General features: G+C 74.2%; 11 protein-coding genes. 6 read left to right on the top strand and 5 right to left on the bottom strand.

The genetic code is table 11. The features are described from left to right. Positions 1–1,589: 1,589 nt before the first annotated feature. Together BSB02_RS10235 and BSB02_RS10230 are read right to left on the bottom strand one after the other, a co-directional pair. Entirely contained in the window at positions 1,590–2,921 is a 1,332-nt protein-coding gene (locus BSB02_RS10235) for an SWIM zinc finger family protein (RefSeq protein ID WP_084958632.1), read from the bottom strand. 135 nt (positions 2,922–3,056) lie between these two features. Continuing rightward, positions 3,057–3,401: a hypothetical protein gene (locus BSB02_RS10230; protein ID WP_084958483.1), complete on the bottom strand. Its 345-nt coding sequence runs from the start codon at positions 3,399–3,401 to the stop codon at positions 3,057–3,059. A 123-nt stretch (positions 3,402–3,524) separates the two neighbouring features. On the opposite strand from BSB02_RS10230, the gene BSB02_RS10225 reads away from it, so the two are divergent. The 4 genes from BSB02_RS10225 to BSB02_RS10210 are packed head-to-tail and all read left to right on the top strand — an operon-like array spanning position 3,525 to position 9,242. Then, on the top strand, positions 3,525–4,634 hold the full coding sequence (locus BSB02_RS10225) for a C39 family peptidase (protein WP_240506326.1): 1,110 nt from the start codon (positions 3,525–3,527) through the stop codon (positions 4,632–4,634). A gap of 2 nt (positions 4,635–4,636) precedes the next feature. Then, complete coding sequence (locus BSB02_RS10220; RefSeq protein ID WP_084958481.1) at positions 4,637–6,472, top strand: dipeptidyl-peptidase 5; 1,836 nt, start codon at positions 4,637–4,639, stop codon at positions 6,470–6,472. Further along, positions 6,469–7,737 (top strand): M20/M25/M40 family metallo-hydrolase, encoded by a 1,269-nt coding sequence (locus BSB02_RS10215; RefSeq protein ID WP_084958480.1) that lies wholly within the window; start codon positions 6,469–6,471, stop codon positions 7,735–7,737. The genes BSB02_RS10220 and BSB02_RS10215 overlap by 4 nt, the downstream gene beginning before the upstream one ends. Before the next feature lie 56 nt (positions 7,738–7,793). Then, positions 7,794–9,242 (top strand): purine-cytosine permease family protein, encoded by a 1,449-nt coding sequence (locus BSB02_RS10210; RefSeq protein WP_084958479.1) that lies wholly within the window; start codon positions 7,794–7,796, stop codon positions 9,240–9,242. Positions 9,243–9,256: 14 nt separating this feature from the next. Here BSB02_RS10210 and BSB02_RS10205 read toward each other — a convergent pair whose 3' ends face one another. Continuing rightward, positions 9,257–9,958 (bottom strand): phosphatase PAP2 family protein, encoded by a 702-nt coding sequence (locus BSB02_RS10205; RefSeq protein WP_240506325.1) that lies wholly within the window; start codon positions 9,956–9,958, stop codon positions 9,257–9,259. 43 nt (positions 9,959–10,001) lie between these two features. Here BSB02_RS10205 and BSB02_RS10200 point away from each other — a divergent pair, with 43 nt between their 5' ends. Then, positions 10,002–10,958 carry a LuxR C-terminal-related transcriptional regulator gene (locus BSB02_RS10200; RefSeq protein WP_240506324.1) on the top strand — a complete coding sequence of 319 codons (957 nt, stop codon included), beginning with the start codon at positions 10,002–10,004 and terminating at the stop codon, positions 10,956–10,958. Here the strand turns inward: BSB02_RS10200 and BSB02_RS10195 are convergent. Both BSB02_RS10195 and BSB02_RS10190 read right to left on the bottom strand, forming a co-directional pair. After that, positions 10,955–11,395 (bottom strand): ATP-binding protein, encoded by a 441-nt coding sequence (locus BSB02_RS10195; protein WP_240506323.1) that lies wholly within the window; start codon positions 11,393–11,395, stop codon positions 10,955–10,957. The genes BSB02_RS10200 and BSB02_RS10195 overlap by 4 nt on opposite strands. A 134-nt stretch (positions 11,396–11,529) precedes the next feature. Continuing rightward, positions 11,530–12,342: a DUF1206 domain-containing protein gene (locus tag BSB02_RS10190; RefSeq protein ID WP_240506322.1), complete on the bottom strand. Its 813-nt coding sequence runs from the start codon at positions 12,340–12,342 to the stop codon at positions 11,530–11,532. A gap of 115 nt (positions 12,343–12,457) precedes the next feature. On the opposite strand from BSB02_RS10190, the gene BSB02_RS10185 reads away from it, so the two are divergent. After that, on the top strand, positions 12,458–12,919 hold the full coding sequence (locus BSB02_RS10185) for an adenylyltransferase/cytidyltransferase family protein (RefSeq protein ID WP_240506321.1): 462 nt from the start codon (positions 12,458–12,460) through the stop codon (positions 12,917–12,919). Positions 12,920–12,949: the final 30 nt, after the last annotated feature.

The following is a 12,949-nucleotide window of genomic DNA, read 5'->3' as shown; positions in this document are numbered from 1 at the left end:
GGCCTGCCGGACGGCTTCCCGCAGCAGCGCCTCGGCCCACTCCGACGGCTCGCCCCACTCGCTGCGGCCGTAGAGCCACGTCTGCCCCGGCAGGGCGGCGTCGCGCAGCCCGCCCCGCGCGACAGCCGCGACGAAACCGGCCAGCCAGCGCTCGAAGGCGACGCCGTCCGTGAAGTGTCCGTATCCGACGAGCAGCGACGCCTCGCCCAGAGGCGTGAGGGAGACGGCCTGCGGCTCGCCGAAGTCCGGCAGCTCGCCCGGGACGAAACCGTCCCCTTCGTCCACCTCCACCTCGCCGAATGCATCCCCCAGCCGGGAGGCCAGGTCGGGGGGCAGCACCGTGGCCGAGGCGCGGACCGCCTCGGCGCCGACGGGCGTGAAGCGCCCGGCGTGTTTGCCGGCCAGCCGTACCGCGCGCTCCTGCACCTGGGGCGACTCGCTGACGAACGCCGAGCCGAGCGCGGGCGCCAGGTGATCAAGGTCACCGGACGCGGCGCGGGCCGTCTGGTCCAGCCAGCTCAGCCCGGCCCGCACCAGCTTGCTCTCCGCGCGGTGCAGCAGCGCCTCGATCGCCTCGGCGGTCTGCTCCTCGGTCAGCGTGCCGAGGCGGCGCAGATGGCGCAGCGCCAGCTCGGCGACCGGCCCGGGCGCGGCGGGCAGCAGCCGCAGGTAGTTGCGGGCATCGATCTCGTCCGGCGCGGGGTCGAGCAGTTCGTGGAGGCGGGCGAAGAAGCGCAGGCTCGTGGCGTCGCCGCCGCGCAGGAACCGGCTGACGCAGCCCTCCAGCAGCACGCGGCGCTCGACCCTGCCCTCCGCCGCGAGCCGGGGCAGCGCCGACAGCCACGGGCCGCGGTAGTCGGGGCCGACCGGCTCGTGGCTCAGCTGCCTGCCCACGCCCTCGGCCTGGAACAGCCGGGGCAGCAGGTGGTCCAGCAGCGGGTCGTCGGCGAGCGAGTGTCCGGGGCCGGCGGCGACCCAGGCGACGACGAGCGGGTCGTGCTCGGGCGGCACGGCTTTGCTACGGCGCAGCAGCGCCAGCGCCAGGGTCGCGTCCTCGTCGCGCACGCTGGTCGGCCGCAGGCGCGCGGCCAGCCGGACGGCCAGGTCGGCCTGCCACTCCGGCGGCCGGGCCACGATGACCCGCAGGAGGAGGCTGAAGCTGCCGGGCAGCGGGCGGAACTCGCGGCGCCGCAGCCACGAGGCGACGGCCGCGGCCCCGCCGATCGTGCCCGCCCCCGCGACGCGCATGGGCTCGATCCACGAGTCCCGGATTCTCCAGATCCGCTGGTGGTTCTCCCACACCTGGCGGTGTTGCGCGCTGGACCACCACAGCTGCTGCGCGCGTTCCTCCGTCTCGCCCGAGGCGACGGCGGCGCGCATGAACTCGCGGCGTGCCGCCTCCCCGTGCTGCTCCATCTGCTCCTGTGTCCGCCGCATCCGCTCGTGCGCCGCGTCCCTGGCAGGGCGGATGTGCCCGGGCAGCTCGGCGGCCACCTCCCGGCGCCCGGCCTCGTCCAGCGCCATGACGATGTCCGCCGTCCGTGCCACGTCGCCGACACGGATCGCCTCGCGCACCGCCTCCCAAGCGCTCACGCGGTCACCTCCACCACGGCGCGAGCGGCGATCTGGGCCGCCAGCACGTGCTTGCACGGGCCACGCGACCCCCGGTGGTCGAACCACCACGGGCACGTGCACGAGCCGTCCGCGAACCGTACCCGTCGCACGCCGCCGTCGGTGGTCACCTCCGCGAGGTCTCCGGCCAGCCGTACGGCTCCCGCCTCCACCAGCGCGCGGGCGGCGGTCAGCCGGGGGTTGAGCTCGGCCACCCGGTCACGGTCGTAGGGCAGCTCGCGGTGGAAATGGGCGGCCTCGTGCAGGTCGTAGCCGACGCGCCCGGCGGTGCCGAGCTGGGTGAGGGCGGCGCGCACGCGCGGGACCGGCAGCCCGGAGCGGTCGGCGAGCAGCCCGAGCTCGACGGCCGGTTCGTAGTTGAGCAGCATGCCGACCACGTCGGCGTCGGCGGCGGCCTCGTCGGTCGCCAGGTCGCCGAGCACCGCGCCTTCGCCCGAAAAGCCGCGCCAGGGCTCGGGGGAGATCGCGAGGGTGTAGCGCATGCCGGGCAGCTCCAGCTCCCAGGCGGAGGCCTCCCGCTCGCGCGGGGCGGCCGGGCCGTACACCCGCAGGCTCCTGGCGAAGCGCAGCAGCGGCAGCAGCGTGGCCAGGCGGCCCGTCCCGGACAGGCACACCGCGCCGGGCCGCGGGCCGGAGACGACGCGCAGCTCGCGTCCGGCCGGGGCGACCCAGACGGCGGCGCCCGCCCGGCGCGGCAGGCCGCGCAGGAAGCGGACCGCGTGCGGTCCGGCCAGCTCGGCGCGCAGGTCGAACCCGGCGGCGATGACCTGGACCTCGGCGAAGCCGCGCAGCCAGCGGTCGGGCAGCGGCACCTTCTTCTCCACGACCGCGCCGTCGAGCGTGGTGACGGCCAGCTCGTCGGGGCCGACGCCGAGGTGGAGCGGGTCCTTGCCGCCGACCCTGGCCAGGGCCTCCCGCAGCGGGCCGTTGACGTCGACGTTGGTGGTGCCGCGGTCGAGGACCTCCCCGTCGAGCGCGTCGAGGTCGAGCCGGGCGTAGACGCCGCCGCAGGCCGAGAAGGACTCCAGGCGCAGCCGCCGCCCGTCGCAGGTCACCACCGGGTCGCGGCTCCAGGTGGGGCGGGGCTGGTGGTAGCGGGTCATCGCGACGTCGGCCAGCGCCAGCAGGCACGCGGCGGCCGGCGCCGCCTGCGTGACCAGCCCGCTGAAGAACCTGGGGTGCGCCTGGGGCCCGGACAGCGCCCGGCCGCCGGAGGTCGACAGCCCTAACCGCGATCCGTCGAGAGTGGAGGGTCCGGCGTAGGTGTACGCCTGTACCGCGTTCGTCATGGCCGCGACGATAGAGATCGCGACCGACAGTCGGCCGGCCACCGCCAACCGGCTGCCGTCAGCCGGCCACCGCCAACCGGCGACCGGGGGCCGGGGACCGGAGGCTGGGGCCGGCTTCCAGCGGTCCCCTGTCTCTCACCGCCAGAACACCGCGACGGCGGCGGCAGCGGCGGCGAGCAGCCCCGCGGCGTAGAACGACCGGCGCCCCCGCGCCCCCTGCCGCACGCCCACGATCGCCACCACGAGCAGGACGAGGTCGAGCCCCAACTTGACGCCCATCTTGGGGTTGCTCACCGGCAGGTCGAGCGCGTAGCGGACGCCGACGAGCGCCGCGCCGGTGACGGCCTGCCCGACCGCCCCGCCGATCATGTAGCTGCCGACCTGCGGCTGCTTCATGCGCATCTGGAGGAAGAAGCCCCCCAGCAGCGCGGCGAACCCGGCCAGGTGGAGGAACAGCAGCACCAGTCTCAAGAGCTCCATGGCCACACCCTGGTCCCGGCCGCGGCCGGGGACATCCCACGGCGGGAGGCGCGTGGCCTACTCCGCGGGGAGTACGTAAACCGTCCGATGCCCTTCACCTGGCCGCACGCCACAATCGGCCTGGTGCTCACCGTCGATCTCGCCGGCGTGGCCGTCCGCCGCTTCACGGTGGCCGAGCCGCTGGAGGCCGGTACGGCCCGCGTCGCCGACCCGTTCGGCGACGGCGCGGCCACCTGGCCGACGCTGCGCTGGACCAGCGAGGAGACGCCCGTCGGCTTCCCCGCCACCGAGCTGGTGGCGTCGTGGACCGCGCGCACCCGGCCGGGCGGCTGGCTGGAGGTCGAGCTGCAGGCCAGGACGGCGGCGGGGCGGACCACCAAGTGGTACAGCATGGGCCGCTGGGCCGAGGGCGACGGCGACGTCCACCGCACGTCGGTGCCCGGCCAGGGCGACGAGGACGGGGACGTGGCGGTCGACACCTTCGTGGCCCGCCGCCCCGTCGAGGCCTACCGGGTGCGCGTGACGATGTACGGCTCGGGCGTGCGTGTCGAGCGGCTGGCCGTGATGGCCTCCGCCGTGCCGTACCGCTCCGCCGTACCGGTGAGCCCTCCCGGACCGGGCCGCGGCGTCGCCCTGGACGTGCCGCGCCTGTCGCAGCAGGCGCACGCCGGGCACTTCCCGCAGTGGGACGGCGGCGGGCAGAACTGGTGCGGCCCCGCCTCGCTCGCCATGGTGATGGCCTACTGGGGGCGGGGGCCGGGCCCCGAGGAGCTGGCGTGGGTGCCGCCGCAGGACCCCTGCCCGGCGGTGGACCACGCCGCGGGCGGCACCTACGACCACAGCTACCAGGGCACCGGCAACTGGTCCTTCGGCGTGGCCTACGCCGGGCGCTACGGCCTGGACGGCCTGGTGACGCGGCTGCGCTCGCTGCGTGAGCTGGAGCGGCTCGTCGCCGCCGGCATCCCGGTGATCACCTCGCAGTCGTTCAGGGAGCACGAGCTGCCCGGCGCCGGGTACTCCACCGGCGGCCACATCATGGTCGTCGCCGGCTTCACCCGCGAGGGCGACGTGATCGCCAACGACCCGGCCGCGCCCGGCGACTCGGGCGTGAGGCGCGTGTATCCGCGGGCAGCATTCGAGAACGTGTGGCTCAGAAGCTCCGGCAGCGGCGGGATCGCGTACGTGATCCACCCGCCCGGGACGCCCCTTCCCCCTTCCGACGGCACATGGTGACGATGACTCCCGACACGACCCCCGACACGACCCCCGACACGATCCGAGCGATCGACGTGGCGAGAACCGACGGCAGCCCCCTGTGGGTGGAGGCCGTGCCCACCCCCGCCGGGCTGGAGGTCTGGTGGGACGAGCCGCGCCCCCACGAGGCCGGACGCCGGTGCGTGGTGCGCCGGACGCCCGACGGCCGCCGCCACGACGTCCTGCCGCCGGGCTGGAACGCCCGCAACCGCGTCATCGAGTACGGCGGGCGGTCCTGGCGGCCCCTGCCGGGAGGAGGGCTGGTCTTCACCCACTGGGGCGACCAGCGGCTCCACCGCCTGGACCCGGGCGGCGAGCCGGTGCCGCTGACGCCGGAGGGGCCGAGCCGGTACGCCGACCTCTGCCTGCCGCCCGGCAGGCAGGAGGTGTGGGCGGTCAGGGAGATCGAGGACGTCCGCGACCTCGTCGCCGTCCCGCTCGACGGCGGCCCGGTGCGCGTGCTCGTGCGGGCGCACCGCTTCCTCATGAACCCCCGCCTGTCCCCCGACGGCCGGCACGTCGCCTGGATCGGCTGGGACCACCCCAACATGCCCTGGGACGGCACCGAGCTGTGCGTGGCTCCGCTGGACTCCCCCGGCGAACGCCGGGTGATCGCGGGCGGGCCCGCCGAATCCGTCGTACAGGCCGAGTGGCGCGACGACGGCTCGCTCTACGCCGTGACCGACGCCACCGGCTGGTGGAACGTCCACCACGTGACCCTCGACGGGCGGCGGCGCAACCTGGCCCCGCTGCCGATGGAGTTCGGCGACGCGCCGTGGAAGCTCGGCGGCACCTGGTTCGCCGTCGCCGGGTCCAGGCTCGTGACCGTCTACGGCACCGCCGACGGCAAGCGCCTGGGCGTACTCGATCCGGACACCGGCGAGCTGACCGACCTCGGCGGCCCGGCCACCCACTGGTACGGCACCGTCTCGGCGGCCGACGGCGTGGCGGTGGGCGTGGCGGCTTCGCCGTACACCCCGGCCCAGGTGACGGCGGTGCGGCTGGACGACGGCGAGCACACGGTGGTGTCCGCGTCCAAGCCGCTGCCCGACCGGTCGCTGCTGCCGGTCCCCGAGCCGGCCGTCATCGAGGGCGTCCACGTGCACCTGTACGCCCAGGACGCCTCGACCCGGCCGTACGTGCTGTTCGTCCACGGCGGCCCGACCAGCAGCCGCCCCCCGGTGCTGGACCTGGAGGTGGCCTACTTCACCAGCCGCGGCCTGGGCGTGGCGGTGGTCAACTACGGCGGGTCCACCGGGTACGGCAGGGCCTACCGGGAACGGCTGCGCCACCAGTGGGGCGTCGTCGACGTCGAGGACTGCGCCAAGGTCGCCCGCGGCCTGGTGGCGCTCGGGCGGGCCGACGCGGCCAGGATCGCCGTCCGCGGCGGCAGCGCGGGCGGCTGGACCACGGTCGCGGCGCTCGTGCACACCGACGTGTTCGCGTGCGGGGTCGCGCACTACGCGATCACCGATCCGGAGAGCTGGGCGGCCGAGACGCACGACTTCGAGTCGCGCTACCTGGACGGGCTCATCGGCCCGCTGCCCGCCGCCCGCGACCGCTACACCGAGCGCTCGCCGCTGTTGCACGCGGCCCAGGCGAGCGGGCCGTGCCTGATGTTCCACGGCCTGGAGGACGCCATCGTGGACGTGGCGCAGGCCGAGCGGTTCACCGCCGAACTCACCAAACATGGCAAAGAGTGCACCTTGCACACCTTCCCGGGCGAGCAGCACGGCTGGCGCAGGGAAGAGACTATCGTCGCCGTACTCGAGGCCGAGCTGGCCTTCTACGACCGCGTTTTCGGGGGTTTCGCGTGAAATCCGTGGCTGAGATCTGTTCCGACCTCATCCGCTACGACACCACCAATCCGGGCTCCGGCGAGCGGCCCGCCGCCGAGTACGTGGCCACGCTGCTGGCCGACGCCGGGATCGAGCCCGTGGTGTTCGAGTCGGCGCCCCGGCGCACGACGGTGGTGGCGCGCCTGGAGGGCGACTCCCCCGACGCGCTGCTCATCCACGGCCACCTCGACGTGGTGCCCGCCGACCCGGGCGAGTGGCGCCTGCACCCCTTCTCCGGCGAGATCGTCGACGGCTGCGTGTACGGCAGGGGCGCGGTGGACATGAAGGGCTCCTGCGCGATGACGCTCGCCACCGTGCTCGACCTGGCCGCCCGCGGGGTGCGGCCCAGGCGGGACGTGGTGGTCGCCTTCCTGGCCGACGAGGAGGCCACGGGCGACTACGGCTCCCGCCACGCCGTGGCCGAGCACCGCGACCTGTTCGACGGGGTGAGCGAGGCGATCAGCGAGTCGGGCGGATTCAGCGTCGCCGCCGGGGACGTGCGGGTCTACCCCATCGCGGTCGGCGAGCGCGGCACCGCGTGGATGAAGCTCACCGCGCACGGCGTGGCCGGGCACGGCTCCCGGCCCGCGGTGGACAACCCGGTCGCCACGCTGGTGCACGCCCTGTCGCGGATCGCCTCGCACACCTGGCCGGTACGGCTCACGCCGTCGGTCGCGGCGCTCATCCGGGCGCTGGGCGACATCACCGGGCAGCCCGTCGACCTGGACCGCCTGGACGCCGAGGCCGAACGGCTGGGCGGGCTGGGCGCGCTGTTCAAGGGGCAGATCCGCAACTCGGCCAACCCGACCATGCTGGAGGCGGGCTACAAGGTCAACGTGGTGCCGTCGACCGCCGAGGCGCACGTCGACGGGCGGTACCTGCCGGGGTTGCGCGAGGAGTTCCTGGAGACGATCGACTCGCTGCTCGGCCCCAAGATCACGCGGGAGTTCGTCAACCTGGAGGAGGCGCCCTCCGCGCCCTACCCGTCGCCGTTCTTCGACGAGCTGGCGGCGGCGCTGGCGGCCGAGGACCCGCTGGCGCGGCCCGTGCCGTACGTGATGAGCGGGGGGACCGACGCGAAGTCCTTCGCGCGGATCGGCATCAAGGGGTACGGCTTCGCGCCGCTCATGCTGCGGCCGGACCTGGACTACTTCGGGATGTTCCACGGCAAGGACGAGCGGGTGCCGGTGGAGGGGCTGGAGTTCGGCACGCGGGTGCTCACGCGGCTGCTCACCGCTGCGTGACCAGGGGCCGGGGGCGGCTCTGGCCCATCGTCAGCCCCAGGTGTAACGTCCCGATCATGCAGAGCACCGCCCCGGCACTCAGCGTGGAGCAGAACGGCATCAACGCCGTTCCCGTGGCCGAACGGCGAGGCAGGCCGTTCGACCTGGTGTGGCCGTGGGCGGCGGCGAACCTGTCGCTGTTCGGGGTCGCGTTCGGCGTCTACATCGTCGGCCTCGGCCTGGGCGTGCTGCCCGCGGTGCTCACCGGCGCGCTGGGGTACCTGCTGTCCTTCGCCCTCGTCGGCCTGGTGGCCGTGGCGGGCGCCAGGACCGGCGTGCCGACGATGACGCTGGGCCGCGCGCCGTACGGCGTCCAGGGCAACAAGCTGCCGACGCTGTTCTCCTACGTCTCCAACGTCGGCTGGGAGACCGTCCTGGTGACCCTGTCGGCGCAGGGCGGCGCGGCCATCCTCGCGCGCCTCGCCCCCGGCGCCTTCGCCCGGGCCGACGGGACGCCCACCACCGCCGCCCTGGGCCTGTGCTTCGCCGTGGCGGCGCTCGTGACGATCGTCGTCGGGGTGTACGGCCACGCCATGATCATGCGCGTGCAGCGCTACCTCACCTACGCCTTCATCGTGCTCACGGTCGTCTACATGGCCCTCATGGCGCCCAGGCTCGGCACCTCCCTGCCGGCCACCGGCGGCGCGGGCGCGTGGCTGGGCGGGGTCGTCTTCGCCATGACGCTGCTCGGCCTGGGCTGGGTGAACTGCGGCGCCGACTACTCCCGCTACCTGCCGGTGGACTCCAGGCCGCGGTCGGTCGCCCTGTGGACGGCGATCGGCGGGGCGGTGCCGCCGATGGTGCTGCTCGTGTTCGGCGTGCTGCTGGCGGGCGGCGATCCCAAGCTGGCCGAGAACGCCGGGAGCGACCCCGTCGGCGCGCTGGCGGCGGCGCTGCCGACGTGGTTCCTGCTGCCGTACCTGCTGGCCGCCATCGGCGGGTTCCTGGCCGGGGCGATCATGGACATCTACTCCTCCGGCCTGTCGATGCTGGCGCTGGGCGTGCCGATCCGGCGGCACTACGCGGTGCTGGTCGACGGCGTGCTGATGGTGCTGGCCGGGTACTACCTGCTGTTCGTGTCGGCCAACTTCCTGTGGACGTTCCAGGCGTTCCTGGCGATCATCGGGGTGGTCATGGCCGCGTGGGTGGCGGTTTTCCTGGTGGACATGTGGCGCTGGCGCGACGGCGGGCGCGGCTACGACGAGCGGCTGCTGCGCCCCGGCGGCCCGGCGGTGAACTGGCCCGGGGTGATCTCGCTGGTCGCCGCCTCGGTCGTGGGGCTGGGCCTGATCACCTCCTCCGACCCGAACATCGCCAAGCTCGTCGGCTTCCTGATGAGCGAGGAGCTCAGGCAGGGCACGTTCGGCAGCGCCAACATCGGCGTGGTGATCGCGCTCGTGCTGGCCGGGCTGCTGTACTTCGTCATCACGCTGGTCTGGCGGCCCCCGTCGGCCTCCAGGCTGTGAGCCATCAGGGATCTTTACAGGCCGAACGCCGCCAGCGTGGGCCAGGCCGTACCGACGCCGGCCAGGGCGCCCGCGACGACCTGAGCGGGCGTGTGGTGCGTCAGCCGCACGCGGGCCCAGCAGATCAGCGCCACCAGCGCCGCGCCGGTCACGACCGTGGGCGGCGGCGGCAGGACGTGGGCGAAGACCACCACGGTGCCCGCGGAGACGGCGGCGTGGAAGGAGATCTTCCAGCGCAGCGTCACCGGGACCGTCACGGCCAGGGCGGCCAGCATGGCGGTGACCGTGGCGACCAGCAGCGTGGGCGCGCCGAGCAGCACCAGCAGCACCAGGGTGGCCACCACCGCCAGCAGCGCGCTGAGCAGCGGGACGGTGCGGCGGGACCGGTCCACCAGGTGGCGGGAGTCCAGGCGGCCCGCGCGGACGCCCAGCGCGATCACCGTGGCCGGGACGCCCCCGCACAGCAGCGAGGCGACCAGCCCCCAGGCGGCGCCCGCCCAGCCGCGCGCGAGGAGGCCCACGACCGGCGGCAGGGCGATGACCAGCACCTGGGGGGCGAACAGCTCGGTCGTCCAGTGCGCCACCCGGCCTGCCAAAGCGTCGGCCCAAGCCTTGCCCTCGCCCGTCACGGCACGCCAGCCTAGCGCCCGGCCGATCTTCGACAGGCCGCGAGCCCTGACCGGCCAGGGGGCGAAATTTCTCTTCTCTCTCAGCACGGCGAAGAAGGAAAGTGCCGTGTTATAAAGGATCGTGCCGGAGATGACCCTGTTACAGGCGTTCGCCGAGGTGGGCTTCCACGTCGCCCGCCGCGACGGCGCCCGCGGGGCGATGCGGGCCCTGCGCAGGGTGATCCCGCTGGAGGCCTACGAGTTCGTGGCCTTCGACCCGGCGACCGGACGGCACCGCAGCCTGCTCGCCGACGGGCACGCCAGGATCGACGCCGACGCCGCCGAGGAGTACGCCGGCCTGCCGCCCTACCGCGAGGCGATGGCCGCCCGCTCGCCGCTGGCCATGCGCGCGCCGGGCACCGAGCGCTACTTCCGCCGCCACCTGGAGCCCTACGGCTGGCGGTCCGGCCTGACCGCTCCGCTGTTCCTGCCCGAGGGCCGCTACACCGGCCTGGTGCACCTCACCTCCACCCGGCCCGAGGCGTTCGACGGCCCGGCGCGCGAGCTGCTGGGCGCGCTCGCGCCGACGCTCGCCCACGTGACCGACCTGTCCCGGTGCGTCGTCGACCCGGTGGGGCTGCCGCCCGGCTTCCGCGCGGTGGCCTTCGACCGGATGGGCGTCAGCCGGGACGTGCCGGGAACGCCGCACTCGCCGGCCGTGGCCGCCGAGCCCGGCATGGCCGCGCTGGCGCGCGACTTCATCGACTCCCGGGAACTGGGCCGCTCGGGGCTGTGGCTGGACCGGGACGGCCAGTGGCACGAGGTGCGGATGACGCGGGCGGCGGTGGGCTTCCAGGGCGCGATCCAGGGCGCGGTGGTGGCCGAGCGGCCCTGCGCGCTGCCCTACGACCTGACCGGCCGGGAGATCGAGGTCATCACGCGGGTCGCGGCGGGCGACTCCAACCCGCAGATCGCCGCCGCCCTGGTGGTGAGCGTGCGCACCGTCACGACCCACCTGGAGCACATCTTCACCAAGCTGGGCTGCGACAGCCGTACCCGGCTCACCACCAAGGCCCTCGCCGAGGGGTTGTGCCGGTTGGAGGTCTAGCGGCTCCACTGCGGCGGCACGGTCACGTGGACCAGCTCGAACCAGACGGTGTTGCAGCCGCCCTCGCGGGAGAAGCCCCAGCGGTGGCTGAGCGCCTCGATCAGCGGCAGCCCGCGCCCGCTGGTGTCCCTCGGGGCGGTACGGCAGGCGCACGGCGGACGGTCGGACCCGTCGTCCTCGACGCAGACCCGGACCCCTGCGGCGGAGGCGCGCACGGTCAGCGTGAAGCCGCCGCCGTCGCCGGAGTGGGAGTGCAGGACCGCGTTGGTGGCCAGCTCGCTGGTCAGCAGCACGCAGTCGTCGTGCAGCGGGTGGTCGCGGCCCAGCGCGCCGGTCACGATGGTCCTGGCCCGGGAGACCTGGGCGGGCGCCCCGGGCAACCGGACCACCAGATCCCGGCTCTCCACGTCGGAAGCCGGCACATCGGAAGCTGGCACGTCGACCTCCCGCTCGCCTCGGCGACGCCCCGAATGGGGTCGGCGTCATGAGACGCGGGGCGGCGGTGGCGGAGATTATCGCGAAAAGGTAGGAACTTCCTTTCTCACGTGCGGTGCTCTCAGGTCCGGCGCTCTCACGTGCGGTGCCACCTGGCCTCGGCGAAGCAGTACGCCGCGAACAGCAGCAGGCCCAGCGCGACCACGGCCAGCAGCGGCGGGCCCAGCGGCGTCTCGGCCAGCGCCTTGAGCGCGCCGTCGATGCCGACGGCCTCCTTGGCGTCGAAGGCGATCGCGGCCCTGCCGATCAGGATGCCGGCCGCGACGGCGATGACGCCCCTGGCGATGTAGCCCGCCTGGCCCAGGCGCCGCACCAGCTCGCCGCCGCCCGTCATGTCGCGCATGAACTTCCTGGTCCAGCCCTCGTGGATCCAGTACACGCCGAGCGCGACGACCCCCAGGCCGGCCAGCGCCGCCAGGATCTGGCCCCCGGGCAGGTCCAGCAGCGCGGCGGTGGCGTCCTGGGACTGCTTGTCGGTCGAGGGGACGGCGTCCTTCTTGTTGGTCAGCAGGCCGAAGAGCGAGACGACCAGCAGCACGTAGAACGCCGAGCGCAGGGCGGACTCGACCCTGTCCCGGGTACGCCCGTGGCTGAAGAGCGCCTCACCGGCCTGCCAGACCGCCAGCGCCGCCAGGCCCACGGTCATCACCCACAGGAGGATCTCGCCCAGGCCGCCCTGCTCCTGGATCATCTGGACGGCGCCGTTCTTGTCGGCCTCCTTGCCTGCGGGGCCGAAGGCGATCTGTAAGGCGAGCACGCTGATCAGGGCATACAGCACGCCGCGGGCCGCGAAGCCCACGCGCGCGAGCTTGCCGAGCGCGGGATTGTCGGCCGCCCTGCGCGCCGCACCCGTCACCGTGCGCCCGGCTTCCTCGGCAGAGTTCATCATGGTTCTCCTAAGGAAAACGTCTCGGACTGTCTCTGCCGTGACGGACCTCTCGTAAACCGGTAGGCCCGCACCAAGTACTCTCTGATCGACGAGTCGAGGTCGAGGGAGAGTGCCGGTGAACCTGGAAGCGGTCTGGGTGCAGCCCTACGACCAGCCGGGTGCGGCGATCGTGACCGGGGTGTTCGACATCCTCCACGTGGGCCACGTCCGCTACCTCAACGCCGTGGCCGGGCGCGGCCTGCCCCTGGTGGTGGGCGTGGAGGACGATCCCCGCGTGCGCGCCTGGAAGGGCCCGTCGCGGCCGCTCAACCCGGCCGCCGAGCGGGCCGAGGTGCTGGCGGCCCTGCGGTGCGTGACGGGCGTGTTCGTGGTCACCGGGCCGCCGGAGGCGCACGCCCCCGAGCACTACATCGACCTGCTCGCGCCGATGCGGCCCGGCGCGCTCGCGCACACCCAGGGCGACCCGCACGCCGGGGGCAGGAGGGCGGCGGCGGCCCTGCTGGGCGCGCAGTGCTGGGAGATGGAGATGATCCCGGGCCGTTCCACCACCAGGATCGTCAACGCTCGGCTAGGATGAGATCCATGCAGCGCGCCTTCGAGACGACGA

Origin of the sequence: Thermoactinospora rubra (assembly GCF_002093975.1) — a bacterium.
Taxonomy (GTDB): Bacteria; Actinomycetota; Actinomycetes; order Streptosporangiales; family Streptosporangiaceae; genus Nonomuraea; species Nonomuraea rubra_A.
Note: the sequence above shows the minus strand (reverse complement) of the source record. Positions and strands in the feature narration are given on the sequence as shown.

Excerpts from the sequence above, each read along its gene's own strand:
- BSB02_RS10235 (WP_084958632.1), bottom strand. The coding sequence starts at position 2,921 with ATGACGAACGCGGTACAGGCGTACACCTACGCCGGACCCTCCACTCTC.
- BSB02_RS10230 (WP_084958483.1), bottom strand. The coding sequence starts at position 3,401 with ATGGAGCTCTTGAGACTGGTGCTGCTGTTCCTCCACCTGGCCGGGTTC.
- BSB02_RS10220 (WP_084958481.1), top strand. The coding sequence starts at position 4,637 with ATGACTCCCGACACGACCCCCGACACGACCCCCGACACGATCCGAGCG.
- BSB02_RS10210 (WP_084958479.1), top strand. The coding sequence starts at position 7,794 with ATGCAGAGCACCGCCCCGGCACTCAGCGTGGAGCAGAACGGCATCAAC.
- BSB02_RS10200 (WP_240506324.1), top strand. The coding sequence starts at position 10,002 with ATGACCCTGTTACAGGCGTTCGCCGAGGTGGGCTTCCACGTCGCCCGC.
- BSB02_RS10190 (WP_240506322.1), bottom strand. The coding sequence starts at position 12,342 with ATGATGAACTCTGCCGAGGAAGCCGGGCGCACGGTGACGGGTGCGGCG.